The sequence below is a fragment of the Aeromonas sp. Y289-2 genome, assembly GCF_027705925.1.
Lineage (GTDB): Bacteria > Pseudomonadota > Gammaproteobacteria > Enterobacterales > Aeromonadaceae > Aeromonas > Aeromonas veronii.
In genome coordinates, this window is the sequence record NZ_JAPDCH010000009.1 from 111009 (window position 1) to 131677 (window position 20669).

18 protein-coding genes are annotated in these 20669 nt (G+C 61.5%); 7 read left to right on the plus strand and 11 right to left on the minus strand.

Features of this window, described 5'->3' with window-relative positions:
- Positions 1-142: 142 nt before the first annotated feature.
- Positions 143-1483, minus strand: coding sequence for a DNA recombination protein RmuC (gene rmuC / locus OKC43_RS14460; RefSeq protein ID WP_236272003.1), 1341 nt, complete (start codon positions 1481-1483; stop codon positions 143-145).
- Positions 1480-1695, minus strand: coding sequence for a hypothetical protein (locus tag OKC43_RS14465; protein ID WP_005339659.1), 216 nt, complete (start codon positions 1693-1695; stop codon positions 1480-1482). Before OKC43_RS14465 ends, rmuC begins: the two co-directional genes overlap by 4 nt.
- A 140-nt stretch (positions 1696-1835) precedes the next feature.
- Between OKC43_RS14465 and OKC43_RS14470 the strand changes: the two genes are divergently transcribed.
- Positions 1836-2357 (plus strand): ferredoxin-type protein NapF, encoded by a 522-nt coding sequence (locus OKC43_RS14470; protein ID WP_005339657.1) that lies wholly within the window; start codon positions 1836-1838, stop codon positions 2355-2357.
- A 72-nt stretch (positions 2358-2429) separates the two neighbouring features.
- On the opposite strand, the gene OKC43_RS14475 is transcribed toward OKC43_RS14470, so the two are convergent.
- The 6 genes from OKC43_RS14475 to OKC43_RS14500 all read right to left on the minus strand — a co-directional run bounded on the left by OKC43_RS14475 (position 2430) and on the right by OKC43_RS14500 (position 9048).
- On the minus strand, positions 2430-2882 hold the full coding sequence (locus OKC43_RS14475) for an Rrf2 family transcriptional regulator (protein ID WP_005339654.1): 453 nt from the start codon (positions 2880-2882) through the stop codon (positions 2430-2432).
- 343 nt (positions 2883-3225) lie between these two features.
- On the minus strand, positions 3226-4065 hold the full coding sequence (locus tag OKC43_RS14480) for a PfkB family carbohydrate kinase (protein ID WP_236272002.1): 840 nt from the start codon (positions 4063-4065) through the stop codon (positions 3226-3228).
- Positions 4066-4171: 106 nt separating this feature from the next.
- Complete coding sequence (locus OKC43_RS14485) at positions 4172-5143, minus strand: LysR substrate-binding domain-containing protein (protein ID WP_005339651.1); 972 nt, start codon at positions 5141-5143, stop codon at positions 4172-4174.
- A 183-nt stretch (positions 5144-5326) separates the two neighbouring features.
- On the minus strand, positions 5327-6055 hold the full coding sequence (locus tag OKC43_RS14490) for a glutamine amidotransferase-related protein (protein WP_005357481.1): 729 nt from the start codon (positions 6053-6055) through the stop codon (positions 5327-5329).
- 83 nt (positions 6056-6138) lie between these two features.
- The gene (locus tag OKC43_RS14495) at positions 6139-7635 is read right to left on the minus strand and encodes a CoA-acylating methylmalonate-semialdehyde dehydrogenase (protein ID WP_236272001.1); all 1497 of its coding nucleotides are present in this window, start codon (positions 7633-7635) and stop codon (positions 6139-6141) included.
- 81 nt (positions 7636-7716) lie between these two features.
- Positions 7717-9048 (minus strand): aspartate aminotransferase family protein, encoded by a 1332-nt coding sequence (locus OKC43_RS14500; RefSeq protein ID WP_005357473.1) that lies wholly within the window; start codon positions 9046-9048, stop codon positions 7717-7719.
- Between the two features lie 186 nt (positions 9049-9234).
- Here OKC43_RS14500 and OKC43_RS14505 point away from each other — a divergent pair, with 186 nt between their 5' ends.
- The 6 genes from OKC43_RS14505 to OKC43_RS14530 all read left to right on the plus strand — a co-directional run bounded on the left by OKC43_RS14505 (position 9235) and on the right by OKC43_RS14530 (position 15748).
- Positions 9235-9777 (plus strand): cupin domain-containing protein, encoded by a 543-nt coding sequence (locus OKC43_RS14505; protein ID WP_005339643.1) that lies wholly within the window; start codon positions 9235-9237, stop codon positions 9775-9777.
- Between the two features lie 124 nt (positions 9778-9901).
- Complete coding sequence (locus OKC43_RS14510) at positions 9902-11398, plus strand: aldehyde dehydrogenase (protein WP_236272000.1); 1497 nt, start codon at positions 9902-9904, stop codon at positions 11396-11398.
- A gap of 126 nt (positions 11399-11524) precedes the next feature.
- The gene (locus OKC43_RS14515; RefSeq protein WP_005341999.1) at positions 11525-11695 is read left to right on the plus strand and encodes a hypothetical protein; all 171 of its coding nucleotides are present in this window, start codon (positions 11525-11527) and stop codon (positions 11693-11695) included.
- A gap of 125 nt (positions 11696-11820) precedes the next feature.
- Positions 11821-12717, plus strand: coding sequence for an EamA family transporter RarD (gene rarD / locus OKC43_RS14520; protein WP_236271999.1), 897 nt, complete (start codon positions 11821-11823; stop codon positions 12715-12717).
- A gap of 179 nt (positions 12718-12896) precedes the next feature.
- Complete coding sequence (locus OKC43_RS14525; RefSeq protein WP_236271998.1) at positions 12897-14516, plus strand: methyl-accepting chemotaxis protein; 1620 nt, start codon at positions 12897-12899, stop codon at positions 14514-14516.
- Between the two features lie 122 nt (positions 14517-14638).
- A complete protein-coding gene (locus tag OKC43_RS14530) occupies positions 14639-15748 on the plus strand; it encodes a YeeE/YedE thiosulfate transporter family protein (protein ID WP_270659575.1) in 1110 nt (369 codons plus the stop codon).
- 79 nt (positions 15749-15827) lie between these two features.
- Here OKC43_RS14530 and ompA read toward each other — a convergent pair whose 3' ends face one another.
- The 3 genes from ompA to ilvD all read right to left on the minus strand — a co-directional run bounded on the left by ompA (position 15828) and on the right by ilvD (position 20590).
- Positions 15828-16922, minus strand: coding sequence for a porin OmpA (gene ompA / locus OKC43_RS14535; RefSeq protein WP_064338978.1), 1095 nt, complete (start codon positions 16920-16922; stop codon positions 15828-15830).
- Positions 16923-17224: 302 nt separating this feature from the next.
- Positions 17225-18745, minus strand: a complete 1521-nt coding sequence (ilvA, locus tag OKC43_RS14540; RefSeq protein WP_139494399.1) for a threonine ammonia-lyase, biosynthetic — start codon at positions 18743-18745, stop codon at positions 17225-17227.
- A 3-nt stretch (positions 18746-18748) separates the two neighbouring features.
- Positions 18749-20590 carry a dihydroxy-acid dehydratase gene (gene ilvD, locus OKC43_RS14545; RefSeq protein ID WP_104016262.1) on the minus strand — a complete coding sequence of 614 codons (1842 nt, stop codon included), beginning with the start codon at positions 20588-20590 and terminating at the stop codon, positions 18749-18751.
- Positions 20591-20669 lie beyond the last annotated feature (79 nt).

The following is a 20669-nucleotide window of genomic DNA, read 5'->3' on the forward strand; positions in this document are numbered from 1 at the left end:
GGCACTGCAAATAGAAACGGCCCACTTCGGTGGGCCGTTTCTATTTACGGAGTTCTGAAGATGGGTAAGCGCTAGGCAGACGGTAGATAGTAAAAGGCCCAAACAGGGTTTGGGCCTTTGCTGATGACGGTGCAGGTAAAAACTACTCCTGCTCCTTGTCGCGCTCCAGCGCCCGCTCCACCAGCGGCTCGGGCAGACTCTTGGTCACCTCCACCCCCAGCTCGCGGAAACGCTCGACCTGCGCAATCAGGTTGCCACGGCCGTTGACCAGCCGTCCCATCGCCTTGTCGTAGCTCTCCTGCGCCTTGTGCAGGCTGCCGCCCATCTGTTGCATCTCCTCCACAAACAGCCGCAGCTTTTCGTAGAGACGACCGGCCCGCTCGGCAATCTGGCGGGCATTCTGGTTCTGCCGCTCGTAGCGCCACAGGTTCTCGATGGTGCGCAGCGCCACCATCAGATTGGTGGGACTCACCAGCAGGATGTTGTGGTCGAGGCCGTAGCGCACCAGCGAAGGATCGGCTTCCAGTGCGGTGAAAAAGGCAGGCTCCACCGCTACGAACATCAGCACATAGTCGAGGGTACGCACCCCGGGCAGCTGCTGGTAATCCTTGCGGCCCAGCTCGCGGATATGGTTGCGCACCGAGGCGACGTGCTCCTTGAGCGCCACCGCCTTCTCCAGCTCGTCATCGGCGTTGTACCAGCGTTCGTAGGCGGTCAGCGACACCTTGGCGTCGATGATGATGTCCTTCTCCTGCGGCAGGTGGACAATAACGTCGGGCTGGTAGCGCTTGCCCTTCTCCACCTCGATATTGACCTGGGTGTGGTACTCGTGACCCTCGCGCAAGCCGCATTCGCTGAGGATCCGCGCCAGCACCACCTCGCCCCAGTTACCCTGCTGCTTGCTGTCACCCTTGAGGGCGCGAGTCAGCGCCGCCGCCTCTTCGGTCATGCGGGCGTTGAGCTCGGCGAGACGCTCCAGCTCGAACTTGAGGCTGTGGCGCTGGGCCGTCTCCTGAGCATGAGTCTCGCCTACCTGACGACGAAAGCCCTCGAGCTGCTCTTTCAGCGGGGTGAGCAGCAGATCGAGGCTGTTCTGGTTCAATTCGCGGAAGTTGCCGGAGTTTTGCTCGAAGATCCGGTTGGCGAGGTTCTCGAACTGCTGACTGAGGCGCTGCTCCGCCTCCTGCTGCAGTTGCAGTTTTTCGGCGGCGGCCAATCGTTCGCTGCGCAGGGTCGCTTCCGCATCCTTGAGGCGGGCGGTGAGCTTGATCAGCAGTGTCTGCTGCTGATCCAGCTTCTGCTGGCCCTGCATCCGCTCATCCTGCAACTCGTCGAAGCGATCCTGCAGCGCCTGATAACGCTCCTGCACCAGCATCAGCTCCTGAGCCTGCGCCGTGGCGGTACGCCGCCCGATCAGCCAGCCAAGCCCGAGGGCCAGCACTGCGGCGGGCAACAAGATCCCCCAGAGCCCGGGGTCGATCATTTGCGGCTCCGCTGACGCAGGAAGAGTTCGAGATAGCGGTTAACCAGGATCCAGAGCACCACGTAGATGAGGTAGGCGGCCAGCACCACCCACTTGTGGGTGTTGACGCCGGTATCGAGCTCGGCGAACTCGATATCCTTGATGCGGCAGTAGGCCCACATCAGCAGGGGAAAGACATAGAGCAGGGACGCACGCCAGAGAAATAGCCACATATGATTTCATTCAACCACGTAAAAAGACCTGCCTAGCTTACACAAGGGCAACTGCGCTTGCGATCCTGACGGCCGCTATTCTCTGGCCTGCTTCCCGAAACTTCGATAAAATTAACCCCTAATAGGTATCAGGGGCGAGCATGACTCACTATTTCCTCCGTTGGCTGACACAAGGTTGGCAAGCTTCCCGCAAGCCCGCCGTGGTTTGCCATGAAGCGCGCCCGCCGTGGGCCATCGAGGAGTCCCAGTACCTCTCCCTCTGCACCCGCTGTGGCGAGTGTTTCAAGGCCTGCCCGCGTGGTCTGCTCAAACCGGCCACCCAGGAGGAGTACGAGGGGAGCCCCATCGCCGGTACCCCGGTGCTCGATCTCGCCTGCGGCCAGTGCAGCTACTGCGGCAGCTGCGCCAGAGCCTGTCCCACCGGCGCCCTCGACCTGCAACTGGGTCGGCAGGTGCAGACCCGGGTGCAGATTGAAGAGAGCTGTCAGGCACGGCAGGGCTTCTACTGCCTGCTCTGTGAAGATGCCTGCCCGCAACAGGCGATCAAGGCCACGGCCGACGGCATCAACGTCAATATGGATGCCTGCAATGGCTGCGGTGCCTGCGGCCTCGCCTGCCTGCACGGCGCCATCACCCTGATCCGCCAGCCAGGCAGTCGCTAAAAACCACCTGCGTACAAAAGCAAAAGGGGCCATCAGGCCCCTTTCACATCTTGTTCAATATTCCGCGCCCCGTCAGGCCATGGTCACAATAGTCTCTTGCTCGATACCCAGCAGGTGGCAGAGACGATTGGGATCGCGCACCGCATCGGCCAGAGTGTACTCACCCAGCACTTCGAGGAAGGCGTTCATGGCGCGGCGCAGAATGCCCTGAATGCGGCAGCCGCCGGAGAGTCGGCAGTTTTCACGCTTGCAATCGACCGGACAGAGCACATGCTCCATGTCCATCACCACATCCCGCAAATTGATGGAGACCGCCGAGCGACCGAGGCGGATGCCACCGTGCTTGCCGCGTACCGTCTCGATGTACCCCTTGATGCCAAGCTGGTGCACAATTTTGACCACGTGGTTGCGAGAGATGCCGAAGGTATCGGCCACTTCGGTAATGGTCGACAGACGATCCCCCGGCTGAACCGCCAGGAAGGTCAGGGTACGCAGGGCGTAGTCGGTAAATCGTGTCAGTTGCATGGTCGCACTTGCCTCTTACTACAAGCCAGGAATCAGGACGACAACGTTGAGCTAAGAGGCAGGAGACAACCGGTTTGCCTCTGTTTGCCATTGGTTCGCCAGAGGGGGCCTGTCTCTTAATCTGAGTTGCGGAGTGACAGGTTAAGAGCAGCACAACCGGGTGTCGATGAAGATGCACATAAATCGACACTTTCTTTGATTGATCGCAAACTTGCCGGGTTAGCCCGGCGTTTACCCGCTTTATGGCGGGTAAATCTCCCGAACCATCCCCCTCACCAAGCCCCTTCGACCAGCAGCCAGATGGCCTGCGAACAGCCCCTCAATCGACAGTCAAGGAGGTGGTTCAGTGGGGTTGTTTCAGCCAGTTTTTCAGGGCAACCGAGGGGATGGAGCTCTCGGAGGCGACGGCAAACGCCCCCCAGTCCACCGCGCACTGCAACGCATCCTTGATCGCCATGCCCCGTGCCAGACCGTGGATCAGGCCACCGGCGAAGGCATCTCCCGCCCCTGTGGTATCGACCACAGATACTGGCCGAGCGGCGACCCGGATCTGCTCCTCACCATGGATGGCAACCGCCCCCGCCTTCCCTTCGGTCAACACCAGCCATTCGAGCTGCTCCCCCGCCAGCTGGCGGGCATGTTGCCAGGGGTCGCTCACCTCGCCGAGATCGGAGCGGGAGGCTACCAGCACATGGCAGGGACGGCGCGCTTGGCCGCCCTTGGGATACTGGGCCACCACGAAGCTCTTGCCGAGCATCTGGCGCATGTAGCTGATGATGGCGGTACCGGGATAGTTCACATAGAGGCAATCCACCCCATCCAGCGGCAGATCGCCGGGCAGGTCGGGACGCCGCGGGCGGCGCAGTATGGTGCGCTCGCCGGTGGAGTCCACCAGAATGAGCAGCTCGCCGGTCTCGCCGCCAAAGCGCTCCACATGGCTGCAATCCAGCCCGTAACCGGCCGCCTGCTCCAGCAGCCAGTCGCCGGTCTCGTCCAGCCCGATACGGGAAGCAATGGTCACCTCGTGGCCCGCCCATACCAGCCCGATGCCGGTGTTGGCCGCGCCGCCTCCCAGCCTGCGCCCCTGATCCACATATTGCAGCCGGGCCCCCGCCACCAGAGGTTCGGAGAGGGAGAGCACATGATCACAGTTGAGATTGGCAAGCAGCAGAATGCGGGACATAGAGACCTCGAACGATGGAGATAGCCCAAAAGAGACAGGCTGAACCCCGAGTAGAGCCCAGCCTGACAGAAGAGACAACCGGCTGCGATCGGGAATCCGATCGGGATCAATAGATGGGCAGTTCCACCCCGGCCAGCAGCTCGTCGATGCGCGCCTGACTCGGCTGCTGCATCACACTCTGGATCACCTCCTTGGTGAGGTGGGGCGAGAAGGAGCTGATGAAGTCATACATATAGTTCTGCAGCAGGATGCTCTTGCTGAAACAGATCTGCGCCGGGCAGGGCTTGAACAGGTGCTCCAGATTGATGGAGACCAGCCCGGGGCTGTCGGTGTCGTTGGCCACCAGCGAGGAGATGATGCCGATGCCAAAACCCAGCTCCACGTAGCGCTTGATCACTCCGGCATCCATTACCGTCATGTAGTAACTCGGGGTCAGCCCCGCCGCCTGAAACACCTCGTCCTGCACCTGACGACCGGTGGCGCCGCTCTCGTAACTTAGGATCGGGTAGTGGCAGAGCTGCTCCAGGGTCGGCTTCTTCACCTTGGCCAGCGGGTGATCCTGCGGCACCACCAGCGAGAGGGTCCAGAGGTAGGCGGGCAGCGCGATCAGCTCCTTGTCGAAGCCAATCTCGTGGGCAACGATGGAGAAATCGGAATAACCCTTGCTGATCTGCTCCTTGCTCGCCGACATCACCGGATGGAGGTGGAACGAGATCTTGGGATACTTCTTGGTGAAGTAGGTGACCGACTTGGGCAGCAGGTAGCGGGCGATGGTGTGGGTGGTGTGAATATTGAGGGTGCCCACGGTCGGATCCAGATACTCGCGGGAGATCGCCTTGATCTTGCTCTCGATGTTGAGCATCGCCTCGGCACACTTGATGATCTCCTCCCCCACCGGCGTGATGCGGTGCAAATGCTTGCCACGGCGCTCGAAGATCCGCACCCCCAGCTCGCTCTCCAGCAGGCCAATCTGCTTGCTGACCCCCGGCTGACTGGTGAAGAGCGCATCGGAAGCCACGGACACATTGAGGTTGTGGTCCCGGATCGCGATCAAATACTTCAATTGCTGTAGTTTCAAGGCGTCACACTCTCACACTGGTTTGGCTCAGACAGGTTTGGCTCAGGCCGGGACGGCAATCAAGCCAGACAAACAGGCCGCCACATGGGCGGCCAGTGTACCATCCGATCCCGACATCTCAGCGCTTGATCCTTCATTTTGCTACAAAATCTAGCATCCGAAGGGGTGGCTGACAAACCGGGTTCAGGCCGCGCCAGCCCGCAGCGGCAGGATCCCAAGAAACTGCAGCAGCCACTGCATCATGGTCGCCGAATCCACCTCCCCCTCCAGCGAGGAGAGGCTGCTCTGGTAGCGCTCGTCGGGCAACAGGCCGCGGCGCCGCTCGATCAGCGCCCGGTTGTACTCCACCGAGAACTCCGGATGCCCCTGAATGGCGACGATGTGATCACCCTGCAAAAACATGAAGTTGGGACAAAAATCGTTGCCCGCCAGCCGGGTTGCTCCCGGTGGCAGCAGGGCCACCTGATCCTGATGACTGGCCAGAATGCGGATCTGATCCCGCGCCGGCGCCATCCAGGGCTCATCTGCCAGCATGGGATGCACCGACACTCCCAGCCCCCACCCCTTGGTAGACTTCACCACCTCTCCGCCCAGCGCCTGGGCGATCACCTGATGACCGAAGCAGACACCGGCCAGCTTGACGTCGGCATCGTGCGCCTGACGGATCCACGCCCGCAGTGCCTGAATCCAGGGAATATCGCTATAAGCATCGTGGCGCGAGCCTGTGATGAGCCAGGCATCGCACTCGTGCAGATCCTCCGGCAATTCCCCATCAAGAGCCGACCAGACCCGAAATTCCAGTTCGGGGGCCAGGGCCGCAAAGCCCCTGATAAACATCTCGGAGTAAACGGGGCCAAAACGATCCGCCAGATCGGGATCGAGCCGGTCACAATCGAGAATTCCCAATCGCATCTGTTGTTCCTTTACAGAGTTCGCCCCCGCCAATCATTGACCGGCGGGGGCAAGAGGTTAGGCCATGAGCACGCGCCAGCGCGTCACTTCATGGTCGGCATGGAGAACTCGGCACCACTGCGCAGGCTCTGGGGCCAGCGCGCCGTCACCGTCTTCATCCGGGTATAAAAGCGAACCCCGTCCGGCCCGTGCATGTTGAGCGGCCCGAAGATAGAGCGCTTCCAGCCGCCAAAGCTGTGAAACGCCATCGGCACCGGAATGGGAACGTTCACCCCTACCATACCGACCTGCACCCGCGCCGTGAAGTCCCGCGCGGTGTCGCCGTCACAGGTAAAGATGGCGGTGCCGTTGCCGTACTCGTGCTCGTTGATGAGGCGCAGCGCCGTCTCGTAATCCGGCACCCGTACGATGGAGAGTACAGGGCCGAAGATCTCCTCGCGGTAGATACGCATCTCTGGTGTCACCTCGTCAAACAGGCAGCCCCCGATAAAGTAACCCTCGTCGTGGCTCAGCGTACGGCCATCGACCCGCAGCGCGGCCCCCTCGGTCACCCCCTGATCCACGTAGCCGCGGACCTTGGCAAGATGCTCCTTGCTGATGAGCGGCCCCATCTCGTTCTCCGGGCTCTGGCCCAACCCCGGGCCCACCCGCAGTTTTTCCACCAGCGGTGTCAGCTTGGCCACCAAGGCATCGGCGGTCTCGTCACCCACCACCACGGCCACCGAAATGGCCATGCAGCGCTCGCCCGCTGCCCCATAAGCAGCCCCCATCAGGGCTGAGACCGCCTGATCGAGATCCGCATCCGGCATCACCACCATGTGGTTCTTGGCGCCGCCCAACGCCTGCACCCGTTTGCCGTGGGCCGACGCGGTGGCATAGATGTACTGGGCGATGGGGGTCGAGCCGACAAACGACACGGCACCGACCCGCGGATCAGTCAGCAGCACATCCACCACCTCCTTGTCACCGTTCACCACGTTGAGCACGCCGTCAGGCAGACCGGCCTCCTTGAGCAGCTCGGCCATCCGCAGCGAGAGGGAGGGATCCTTCTCGGAGGGTTTGAGGATAAAGGTGTTGCCGCAGGCGATGGCGACCGGGAACATCCAGAGCGGCACCATGGCCGGGAAGTTGAACGGGGTGATACCGGCGCAGACTCCTACCGGCTGCATCATGGAGTAGCTGTCTACCCCGCGACCGACGTTGAGGGAGTGCTCCCCCTTGAGCAGATGGGGAATGCCGCAGGCAAACTCCACCACCTCCAGCCCGCGGGTCAACTCACCCTGCGCATCGGAGAAGACCTTGCCGTGCTCGCGACTGATGAGCTGGGCCAGCTCGTCTCTGTGCTGCTCCATCAACTCCTTGAAGCGGAAAAAGACCCGGGCCCGCACCAGCGGCGGGGTTTGTGACCAGTCGACAAAGGCGCGCTCGGCAATGGCGATCGCCTCCTGACACTCGGCGGCGCTGGAAAGCCCCACACTCCCCTGCTGCTTGCCGCAGGCGGGATTGAAGATGGCCCCTTGGCGCTCACTGCGACTCTCCTGCAGCTGGCCGTTGATGAAGTTGCTGACCCTGTATGTCATGTATCCTCCGTGATAACTGATGTGGTAAATGCGCTGAGCAAACCAACGCAAAGCCCCGCCAGTGCGGGGCCATCAAATGGGTTAAGGTTGTGCCTGCAGGGCATCCTGCAGCAGGGTGAAGAGATCGTCGATCTGGCTGCGCTCGATGATGAGGGGCGGCGACAGAGCGATGATGTCGCCGGTCACCCGGATCAATGCCCCCTTCTCGAAGCAGCGGACAAACACCTCGTAGGCGCGCTTGCCCGGCGCATCCGGCATGGATTCCAGCTCGATACCCGCCACCAACCCGTAGTTGCGCACATCCTTCACATGCTTGCAGCCCTTCAGCGAATGGGCCGCCTCCTCCCAGTAGCCCGCCAGATCGGCAGCGCGGCTGAGCAGGTTCTCGTTGCGATAGATTTCGAGGGTCGCGAGCCCCGCAGCCGCGGCCACCGGATGGCCGGAGTAGGTGTAGCCGTGGAACAGCTCGATGGCCCCCTTGCCTGCCGCCATCATGTCGTCATAAATGTGCTTCTGCACCAGCACCGCCCCCATGGGGATGGCGCCGTTGGTGAGCCCCTTGGCGCAGGTGATCATGTCGGGAATGACATCGAACTCCTGCGCGGCGAAGGGGGAACCGAGACGGCCGAAACCGGTGATCACCTCGTCAAAAATCAGCAGGATGCCATGCTTGGTACAGATCTCCCGCAGCCGCTTGAGGTAGCCTTTGGGGGGCATCAGCACGCCGGTACTGCCAGCGATGGGTTCGACGATCACCGCCGCGATATTGCTGGCATCGTGCAGAAAGACGATCTTCTCCAGCTCGTCGGCCAGCGCCACATCCTCCTCGGGCAGCCCTTTGGTGAAGGCGTTTTTGGCGATGTTGAGGGTATGGGGCAGATGATCCACCCCGGTCAGCAGGGAGCCGAACCACTTGCGGTTGCCGGGAATGCCCCCCACCGAGATGCCGCCAAAGCCGACCCCGTGATAGCCACGCTCGCGGCCAATCAGCCGGGTGCGAGTGCCCTGACCGCGAGCCCGCTGCCAGGCCAGCGCGATTTTCAGCGCGGTATCGACCGACTCGGAGCCGGAGTTGGTATAGAAGACGTGACCGAACCCCTTGGGGGCGATCTCCACCAGCTTGTTGGCCAGCTCGAACGGCAGGGGGTGGCCCATCTGGAAAGTGGGGGCAAAATCGAGATGGGAAATCTGCTGGGAGACCGCCTCGGCAATCTCGCGCCGACCATGGCCCGCGTTGCAACACCAGAGTCCGGCTGTGCCATCCAGTATCTTGCGGCCATCCTCTGAGTGATAATACATCCCCTCTGCCGACTTCAGGATGCGCGGCGCCGCCTTGAACTGCTGGTTGGCGGTGAACGGCATCCAGAACGCGGACATGTCGGAGGGCGTATTGATGTCGCTGATCGGTTTCATGGTCACCTCATCCTTAAGGTGTTTAGCAACTGTCGGCCAATGCCTATTAAATTAAACACCTGAATCCATAAAAAAGGGCCCGTTATCGCCCTGTCTGGTGCCACCCCTAGCTAGACGCATCAGCAGGGTGGTATAAGATATTTAACACAATTTTAATAATAGTAAACAGTCAAGGAGTGTCTATAGATGGATATCGGTCACCGCCTCAAGGCGGTTCGCACCAAGGCAGCCCTCTCCCAGCGCGAGCTGGCCAAGCGCTCCGGTGTGACCAACGGATTTATCTCCCAGATCGAGAAAAATCAGGTGAGCCCCTCTGTCGCCTCCCTGCGCAAGGTGCTGGAAGGCATCCCCATGTCGCTGGCCAGCTTCTTCACCGAAGAGACTGAAATGGGCACCGAAGTGATCTTCCGCGCCGCCGATATGCCGGATCTCGGCACGCACCCCATCAGCTACCGGCTGGTCGGGCACAGCCGTGCCAACCGCGCCATCGGCATGTTGCAGGAGGTGCTGCCACCGGGCGCCGACACCGGCGACGACATGCTGAGCCACGAGGGTGAAGAGTGCGGCATCGTCATCAAGGGCGAAGTTGAAGTGACCGTGGGCGAGCAGATCTACCTGCTGGGCGCCGGGGATGGCTACTACTTTGACAGCCGCACCCCCCACCGTTTTCGCAATAGCGGCGAGCAGGAGTGCGTGCTGATTTCGGCCAACACCCCCGCCAGTTTCTGACATTAAGACGCGCATCGGCAGGGGAGCAATGTTTAATGAATTGTTACAAGATGGATTTACAAGCGGCAGGATGTTTAGCATATTGATACGCGGAATCTGACTTTTGCCGGTTCAAGGAGTGAACATGAGTGACCTTACCCTGGCCCAGTGGCAACACAAGGCCGCCCATCTGACCCTGCCCTCGCAAGCCTTTATCAACGGCAGCTATCGGGATGCCGTCAATGGCGCCACCTTCGATTGCATCAACCCGGCCAACGGCAAGCTGCTGACCAAGGTGGCGGCCTGCGATGGCGCCGATGCCGAACTGGCGGTACAGGCTGCCCGTGACGCCTTCAACGACAAGCGTTGGAGCGGCCTGCCGCCGAAACAGCGCAAACAGATCATGCAGCGCTTCGCCGAGCTGATGCGCCTCAACAAGGTGGAGCTGGCGCTGCTGGAGTCGCTGGATATGGGTAAACCCATCGGCGATGCCATGGGCTATGACGCCCCCGCCGCCGCCAACTGCATCGCCTGGAACGCCGAAGCGATCGACAAGATCTACGACCAGGTCGCCCCGGTCGAGGAGTCCGCCCTGGCACTGGTGACCCGCGAAGCGCTCGGGGTGGTTGCAGCCATCGTGCCATGGAACTTCCCGCTGGTGATGGCCTGCTGGAAGCTGGGCCCGGCGCTCGCTACTGGCAACTCGGTCATTCTCAAACCTTCCGAGAAATCTCCACTGACGGCCCTGCGCATCGCAGGTCTGGCCAAGGAGGCGGGTATTCCTGACGGCGTGTTCAATGTGCTGCCGGGCTTTGGCCATACCGTGGGCGAGGCGCTGGCCATGCATATGGATGTGGATTGCATCACCTTCACCGGCTCCACCAAGATCGGTAAACATCTGGTGGAGTGCTCCGGCAAGTCCAACCTCAAGCGCGCCTTTATGGAGTGCGGCGGCAAGAGCCCCAACATCATACTGGCGGATGCGCCGGATCTGGACGCCGCGGCCAAGAGCGCCGCTGGTGCCATCTTCTACAACCAGGGCGAGGTGTGTACCGCCGCCTCCCGGCTGCTGGTGCAAAACAGCATCAAGCCGCAATTTATGGAGCGACTGCTGGCCCATGCCCGCGAGTGGATTTCGGCCAACCCGCTCGACCCTGCGACCCGCATCGGCGCCATGGTGGATCACATCCAGATGGAGCAGGTGCTGCGCTATATCGAGATTGGCAAGCAGGAGGGGGCCAAGCTGCTGCTGGGGGGCAACCGCACCAATATGGAGAGTGGCGGCTTCTATATCGAACCCACCATCTTCGACGACGTGACCCCTCAGATGCGCATCTTCCGCGAGGAGATCTTCGGCCCTGTGCTGGCAGTGACCGGCTTCGATACGCTGGAGGAGGCTATCGCGCTGGGCAACGACACCGACTACGGCCTGGCGGCGGCGATCTGGACGGCGGATCTCAACAAGGCGGTGAAAGGCTCCCGCGCCCTGCGCGCCGGTACCGTGTTCGTCAACAACTGGGACGGTGGTGACATGACCATGCCATTTGGCGGCTTCAAACAGTCCGGTAACGGTCGCGACAAGTCACTTCATGCGCTGGAGAAGTACACCGAGCTGAAAAGCACCTGGATTCAGCTGGAATAACACGACAAAGCAGCACTATCGGATCAAAAAGGGGGAGAAATCCCCCTTTTGCATTTTTGGCCTTCCATCACCGGGCTCAATCCTTATAATGATAAAAAAGCCAACATGTTAAATATAAAGACAAAAATGCTATTTTTTCTGGGAAGCGTACTTTTTCTGGTGATCGGTTTGCCCCTGCTGTTCTTCGTGCTGGGGCACGGCGAGGCCTACGTGACCTGGGGCCCCTGGATCTCCGCCATCGCCCTGATGTTGTGGTTGTTGATGGATGTCGACAAGATCCGCCGCGGTAAAGGCTGACCGGCCAGCCCCCCTCCTCTTATCCCTCAAACTTCGTTTATTCGCTTCTTCCCCCGCAAAAGGATCGCTACACTGATTTTTTGCGATGTTTTCCCGCATCCAACGCTTCAGTAAAGGTCATCCGCATGCCGCAACAGATCCAGCGTCAGGGCGTCATCTACGCCCTGTGCGCCTATACCCTTTGGGGCATCGCCCCCATCTATTTCAAGACCATCTCTGCCGTCCCGGCCGCCGAGATCCTGACACACAGGATGATCTGGTCCTGCGTGCTGCTGATGGTACTGACCCTGGCAGGGCGCCAGTGGCACAAGGTGCAGGCGGTGCTGCGCCAGCCAAAAGTGTTGCTCACCCTGGCGTTTACCTCAGTCACCGTCGGCGGCAACTGGCTGCTGTTCATCTGGGCCATCAACAACGGTCACATGTTGGATGCCAGCCTCGGCTACTACATCAACCCGCTGTTCAACGTACTGTTGGGAATGGTGTTTCTGAGCGAGAAGCTGCGCCGCCTGCAGTGGTGGGCGGTGGCGCTGGCCTTTGCCGGCGTGGCCATCCAGCTTGTCGCCTTTGGCTCCTTGCCCTGGATTGCGCTGGTGCTGGCGTCGAGCTTTGCCATCTATGGGCTGGTGCGCAAAAAACTGGCCCTCGATGCCCTCACCGGTCTGCTGATCGAAACCATGATCATGCTGCCGCCTGCGGCCATCTATCTGTGGGGCTTTGCCGACAGCCCCACCAGCCATCTCACCCAGAACGACTTGCACCTCAACCTGCTGCTGATCGCCGCAGGCGCCGTCACCACGGCCCCCCTGCTTTGCTTCACCGCCGCCGCGACCCGGCTCAAGCTCTCCACCCTGGGCTTCTTCCAGTACATAGGCCCCAGCCTGATGTTCATCCTCGCGGTCACCCTCTATGGGGAAGCGCTGGCGATGGACAAACTGCTCACCTTTGCCTGTATCTGGAGCGCGCTGGTGCTGTTCAGTCTGGATGGGCTGCGCAGCGGCAAAGCCGCGCCAAGCCGGACCTGAAACCGCCTCACCACCATCGACCCCGGCTCATCAGCCGGGGTTCTTTTTCGTGCCACCAGCGGCCTTCAGACTGCGACTTCCCCTTCTCCAGACCGACTCGCCATCAACAGACCACACCCGAGTCTCACTATCCCGCCAGAGAGCTATGCTATCCATGAACGGAGCCGAATGGAGGCAACATGCTCAAGCACATTCACGACAGATCTCTGCTTTTTGGTCAGATTCTGGGGATCATGGTCATTATCACGCTGATCTCCATCAGCTTTTTCGGGCTTTATTCGGTCCGGAGCGCAGCCGATCAGATGGGACAGGGGAAGGATGTGGTAGCCGATATTCTGCCGCCGCCCCTCTACCTCATCGAATCCCAGTTGCAGGTCTACACCCTGCTCCATGCCAAACCGGAGGAGCGGGAGATCCTGCTGCAAACCCTCACCCGGCTTCAGCAAGAGTTCGAGATCCGTAACCGCTTCTGGCAAGAGAGCAGCCTGAACGAGCCCCTCAGGGAGCTGCTGCTGGGGGAGCAAAAAGTGCAGGGGGAGCTGTTCTGGCAGTTGCTCAACGACAAGTTTGTCCCCGCCATCAAGGTGGGGGACCTGGCGCAGGCGGGCGCGATTGCGGCGCGCCTGCACACCCTCTATAACGCCCACCGGCTAGGGGTGGACGCCACCGTCATCCGCGGCAACGAGTATGCCGCCGAGCAGATGGCCCATCTCGCCAACACCACCCGACTCTGCTACGGCCTGCTGTTGTGCGCCGCACTGCTGGGGGCTGGGCTCATCTTCTGGCTGGGACACCCTACCCAACAGCGGCTGCTGGCCGCTGGCAAGGCGACCGCTGCCATCGCCGAAGGGGAGTTGAACCGTCCCATGCCAGAGCCGGGCCTCGATGCCATCGGCGAACTGATCCGCCAGATCGGGGCCATGCGTGACCAGCTGGCAACCCTGGTGGAGTCCCTGCAGCGCAGCGCCAGTACGCTGGATGATCGCGCCACCAGCCTGACCGCCATGGCACAACGGCACACCGATGACAGTCAGGCACAGGTCGGGGCGGCCCACCATATCGAACAGGCCATCAAGCAGCTCACCCACTCCATTGAACAGGCGGGTAGCCAGCTGCACCAGGTAGAGGAGCAAACCCTGCAGTCAGCAGAGCGGGCACAAGAGGCGACACTCGCCATCCACACCGTGGAACAGGTGATCGGGGAGCAAGTCACGGGCGTGAAGCAGGTCTCCCATACCATTTCGGATCTGGCTGGCCTCTCGCAGCAGATTGCCGGGCTGGCGGGCGCCATTCACGATATTGCGGAGCAGACCAATCTGCTGGCACTGAACGCCGCCATTGAAGCGGCGCGGGCAGGTGAACAGGGACGCGGTTTTGCCGTGGTGGCCGATGAAGTACGCTCGCTGGCGACCCGCACCGGCAGCGCCACCACAGAGATCAACACCATCATCGGCAAGATCCAGGATGTCAGCCTGCGCGCCGCCAGCGAGATGGATACCGAGCTGGCCCGGGTCGAACAGGCGGTCACTCACACGATGACAGCGCGCCAAAGCGTCGCCCGGATCGCGCAGAGCTGCGAGGAGATCAACCAGCGCATCGCTCAGGTCGATCAGTTGATGAGCGATGAGACCCGGCTGGTGCAGGGGATCCACCATCAGGTCGGCGAGATGTCGCGGTTGGCGGCCGAGGCCAACCAGAGCGCCAGTCAGGCCGCCGAAGAGGCGACCATGGTCGCCCAGCACGCCCGTATCCTGACCAGGCAGACTCACCACTTCCATCTCGACACCACCCGCCATTGATCCCCGGCGCTGACGGGAGTCAGCGCCCCCCTTTTTCTCTGCACTGGTTAAATGGGTAGCATTAGACTCCATGAGGGAATAGGATCCGCCCCTCTGAAAACCAACTGCAAGGATCAACTGACATGACTCGAAAATGGTCGCTCCCCATCGTGGCAATCGCGGGGGGAGCGTTACTCTGGCTTGGCAATACTTTTGGTATGAAATGGGCTCTGATGGCCCTGATCGGATTCGGCTTCGGCTTCACCCTCTCCTTCAGTCGCTTCGGCATCGTATTCGGTTGGCGCGAAATGCTGACCAAGCGCAACAGTTACTATGTGCGGGTTCACCTGCTCACCATCGCCATCGAAATTCTGCTGTTCACCACCTTCCTCTCCTTTAGCCACGCTCTCTTTGGCGATGCCATGGTGGGTAACGTGATGGCTATCGGCATTCCTTTCATCGTCGGTGCCTTCCTGTTCGGCATCGGCATGCAGCTGGCAGGCGTCTGCGCCACCGGCACTCTTTACTGCTGCGGCGAGGGACAACCCCGCTTCTGGCTGGTGCTGATCTGCTACGGCATCGGCACCCTTATCAGCAACCAGTTCCGCCCCGAACTGGAGGCCACCTTCTCCAGCCATGTGGTATTGGCCCGGGATCTGACCGGCAATATCTGGAGCGGCATGCTGCTCAACCTGGCGCTGGTCGCTGCGCTGTTCCTGCTGTTTCGCAACAGCGAACTCAAGCGCACCGGCGAGCTCAAGCCCCTCTTCAGCGGCGGCAATCTGTTCTGGCGCGATGGCCGCTTCACCGTGCTGACCGGCGGCATCATCATCGCCCTGCTCAACTCGTCCGTGGTCGCTCTGCACGGCTCGGCCTGGACCATCACCGGCGCCGTCTATGACATGGCGCTGCGCGGAGCCTCCCTGTTTGGCCTGTTCGAGAGGAACCCGAAACTGGCCCAGCCGCTCTTTATCAACCCCATGGTCGGCATGTTCTGGCTCGGTATTCTGGGGGCCATGCTGGCGCGCAGCCTGAGCGGTGGCGGCAACTTCGCCCCGATGCGGCTCGGCAACAGTCTGGCCTCCATCCTCGGCGGCCTGCTGATGGGAATGGGCGCCATGTACGCTGCCTGCAACCTCGGCGGCTTCTTCGATGGCACCGCCTCTGGCAGCCTGCATGGCTGGGTCTGGATGCTGATGGCCCTCGCTGGCAGCCTCATCGGCATTCGCCTGCGCCCGCTGTTCGGGCTCTGAGGCACGACATCGTAAACACCCCATAAGAAACGGGAGGCCAAGCCTCCCGTTTTTACATTTATTGCTCCCGTTGCTCTGCTTATTGGACAGGCTGGGAAACCCCTTCCAGATGGATTTCCACCCGGCGATCCGGTGCCAGACAGGCGATCAGCTCTTGCTTGGAGCGGCTGGCACAGCTGTTGCCAGTGACCGGATTGGCCTTGCCACGCCCCTCGACTCGTACCTTGTCGGCATACAAGCCTTTGGATACCAGATAGCTGGCCACGCTCTGGGCCCGCTTCTCGGAGAGGGCCAGGTTGTAGTTGTCGGAGCCGATGCGGTCGGTATAACCGATGACAGTTGCGACGCCATCTTTCGGATTGGCCGCCACAATCTGGCTGAACAGGGCATCGAGCGCCTGATTGGCAGCCGGTTTCAGGGTCGCCTTGTTGAACTCGAACAGCACATCGGAACTCAGACTGAAGGTCTTCGGCTCAACCACGGCTACAGGTGCCGGTTCGGCGGCCGGAGCGGGCGCCGGTGCTACGACCTCGCCACCTTGCTGACCGAAACGATAGAGCATCCCAAACGAAATCAGGCCGTTATCCATCTCGATACCGGAGCGATCGAGAGACGCATCTCCCAGCGGCGTGGTGTACTGGTACTCCAGACGGGCAGCCCAGTCACGATCGATGGCGTATTCGGCACCCAGCGCACCAACGAAGGCGGCGCCATGCTTCTTGCCGGTCTCGCTGGTATTGGCGAAGCTGATCTCGCTATCCGTCCAGGCATAGGCACCGCCCAGTCGGCCATAAAGATCGAGCACGTTCGTTGCCGGGAAGCTGATCTTCATGGTGGCCTGAATCATCTGGCTCTTGGCTTCGGTATTGAGGGTATTGGCGCCAGTGCCCGAAGTGGTGTCGTATTTGCCAAGCCAGTCATAACCCAGCTCGAAACCCAGGTTGGGGTTGAGCTGGTAACCGGCGAACAGGCCCAGACCCAGATCATCCGTGTTCTCGCTGGTATTACCCAACGTCTGGGCAATCGACTCGGCATACTGGTTGTGGTCAACGCCATAGTAATTGGACCAACCGGCCTTGCCACCGACATACCAGGTATTGTCCTGAGCGGCGGCCTGTACGGCTCCGGCCGCCAGCAAACCACTGACCAATACGGCAAGCATGGATTTATTCATATTTTCGCCTCTGCAATAAGTCGTTATGGGCGCCTGAGTGCGCACTTTCCCTGTGTGAAGCCGTCAGGCGGCCTCTCCACTATTCAGGGTATCCCATCCGAACGCAGCCTCAAATGACCAAGCCATCAGGAGTGTGAGCTTGCCAGCAATATCCGGCGTAAAAATCACCTGTGTACCTATTCACACTGTTTTGCCAGTTAAACCATGACGTTGCGTCGTACGGAGTGGACCTATCCACACGCAGCAATAGAAAAGGGAGGCATAACGCCTCCCTCCCGACGAGTTGTTGAAGCCCCCCTTGCTCAACTGGCCAGGAACAGCCGGTAGGCGGGGTCGTCGCTCACCTCTTTCCAGCCGTAGCCAATCTCGCGCAGGTAGTCGTGGAAGGCTGCTACGTCCTCATCCGGCAGCTCGAAGGCACAGAGCACCCGGCCGTAGTCAGCGCCGTGGTTGCGGTAGTGGAACAGGCTGATGTTCCAGCGACAGCCCAGGGTCTCGAGGAAACGCATCAAAGCGCCAGGCTGCTCCGGGAACTTGAAGCTGTAGAGACGTTCACCAAGGGGCCGGGCCGGGCGGCCGCCAATCATGTAACGCACGTGGTTTTTGGCCAGCTCGCTCTCGGTCATGTTGACCACCGGGTAGCCGTTGCCACCGAGCTGATCGATGATCTGGCCCAGCTCCTCGTCACCGCCGGTGAGACGCACCGAGACGAACAGCGACGCCTGCTCGGCATCGGCATAGCGGTAGTTGAACTCGGTCACCATGCGCGGCCCGAGCTGACGGCAGAAGTCGAGGAAGGCCCCCTTGCGCTCGGGGATGGTCACCGCCAACATACCCTCACGCTTCTCGCCAATTTCGCAGCGCTCCGACACGTAGCGCAGGCTGTGGAAGTTGACGTTGGCGCCGGAGAGAATGGCTGCCATCCGGCCCCCCCTGACCTGCTCCCGCTCGCTGTAGGCCTTGAGGCCCGCCAGCGACAGGGCCCCCGACGGTTCGGCAATGGCGCGGCAGTCGTCGAAGATGTCTTTCAGCGCGGCGCAGATCTGATCGTTGGAGACGGTCACCACCTCATCCAGATACTGGTTGCACAGGCGGAAGGTCTCCTCGCCGATGCGCTTGACCGCCACCCCATCGGCAAACAGCGAGACCCGCTCCAGATTGACCGGCTCGCCAGCCGCCAGCGCGGCCTTGAGGCAGGCAGACCCTTCAGCCTCCACCCCGATCACCTTCACATCCGGCAGCAGTTGCTTGATATAGACCGCCACCCCGGCGGCCAGTCCGCCGCCGCCCACCGGCACGAACACGTGGGTGAGGTGGGTATCCTGCTCCAACAGCTCCTTGCCGATGGTGCCCTGCCCGGCGATCACCTCGACGTCGTCAAACGGCGGGATCAGGGTGTAGCCCTCCAGCGTGGCGAGACGGCGGCTCTCGCCGTAGGCCTCGTCGAAGCTGTTGCCGAACAGCATGACGTTGCCGCCCTGACGGCGTACCGCATCGATCTTGATATCCGGCGTGGTCTTGGGCATCACGATGATCGCCTTGATGCCGAGCTTGGCGGCCGACAGGGCGACCCCCTGCGCGTGGTTGCCAGCAGAGGCGGCGATAACGCCGCGCGACTTCTGCTCCTCGGTCAGGGTGGCGATCTTGTGGTAGGCACCGCGCAGCTTGAAGGAGTGGACCGGTTGCAGATCCTCCCGCTTCAAACTGACATGGTTGCCGAGCCGCTCGGAGAGTTTTTTCAACGTTTGCAACGGGGTCACTCGCGCCGCCTCATAGACGGGGGAGAGCAACACCTTGCGTAGATAATCCGCCGCAGAGACCATGATTTATTCCCCCAGCATCGAGCGATCGCGCACCGCGCCCTTGTCGGCGCTGGTGGCGAACATGGCGTAAGCGCGCAGGGCAAAGGAGACCTGACGCTGACGATCGAGCGGCTTCCAGCCACGAGCCTCGACGGCGACACGGCGGGCAGCCAGCACGCTGTCGGCCACCTCCAGCACCATGCTGCGGGCCGGGATATTGATGCTGATGATGTCGCCATCCTCCACCAGACCTATGGTGCCGCCGGAAGCGGCTTCCGGCGAGACGTGGCCGATGGAGAGACCTGAAGTGCCGCCGGAGAAGCGGCCGTCGGTGATGAGGGCGCACGCCTTGCCGAGTCCCATGGATTTCAGATAGGTGGTGGGGTAGAGCATCTCCTGCATGCCTGGGCCCCCTTTCGGCCCTTCGTAGCGGATCACCACCACCTCGCCCGCTTTCACGGTACCGTCGAGGATGCCGTTCACCGCGCTCTCCTGACTCTCGAACACCCGGGCCGGGCCACGGAAGGTGAGGTTCTCCTCATCCACCCCGGCAGTCTTGACGATGGCGCCATTGACCGCGAGGTTGCCAGAGAGCACCGCAAGACCACCCTCCTGGCTGTAGGCGTTGTCCAGCGAGCGGATGCACCCTTCTGCTCTGTCCAGATCCAGCTCCGGCCAGCGACAATCCTGACTGAACGCCTTGGTGGTGCGGATCCCGGCAGGCCCTGCGCGGTAGAAGTCCACCACCTCCTGACTCGGCTGGCGGCTGACGTCATATTCATTGAGCTGTTCGACGAGGGAGCAACCCAGCACGGTGCGGGTATCGCCATGCACCAGACCCGCTTTTTCCAGCTGGCCCAGAATGGCGACCACGCCACCGGCACGGTGCACATCTTCCATGTGATATTTCTGGGTGGAGGGCGCCACCTTGCAGAGCTGTGGCACCTTGCGCGACATGCGGTCAATATCGGCCATGGTGAAGTCGACGCCCGCCTCCTGCGCCGCTGCCAGCAGGTGCAGCACGGTATTGGTGGAGCCGCCCATGGCGATGTCGAGCGCCATGGCGTTCTCGAACGCCGCCTTGGTGGCGATATTGCGCGGCAGTGCCGAAGCATCGTCCTGCTCATACCAGCGCTTGGCCAGCGTCACGATGCGCTGGCCCGCCAGCTTGAACAGCTGCTCGCGATCGGCGTGGGTTGCCAGCATGGAGCCGTTGCCCGGCTGGGAGAGGCCGAGCGCCTCGGTCAGACAGTTCATGGAGTTGGCGGTAAACATGCCGGAGCAGGAGCCACAGGTGGGGCAGGCACTGCGCTCCACCTGTTCGCTCTGGGCATCGGAGACCTTGGGGTCGGCGCCCTGGATCATTGCATCCACCAGATCCAGCTTGATGATCTGGTCGGAGAGCTTGGTCTTGCCCGCTTCCATCGGGCCGCCGGAGACAAAAATGACCGGGATATTGATGCGCAAGGCCGCCATCAGCATCCCCGGGGTGATCTTGTCGCAGTTGGAGATGCAGACCATGGCGTCGGCACAGTGGGCGTTGACCATATACTCCACCGAATCGGCAATCAGCTCCCGCGATGGCAGGGAGTAGAGCATGCCGCCGTGGCCCATGGCGATACCGTCATCCACTGCTATGGTATTGAACTCCTTGGCAACACCACCCGCAGCTTCGATTTCGCGGGCCACCAGCTGGCCCAGATCCTTGAGGTGGACGTGGCCCGGCACGAATTGAGTGAAGGAGTTGACCACGGCGATGATGGGTTTGCCGAAATCCTGATCGGTCATTCCGGTGGCGCGCCACAGGGCGCGGGCCCCGGCCATGTTACGTCCGTGGGTGGTGGTGGCGGATCTCAACTTCGGCATTGTCTCTACTCCCTGAATGCCCATATGGGCTCGATGCGTTATGCGGTGATGATACGAGTGGATCGGAATCGACCCTGGT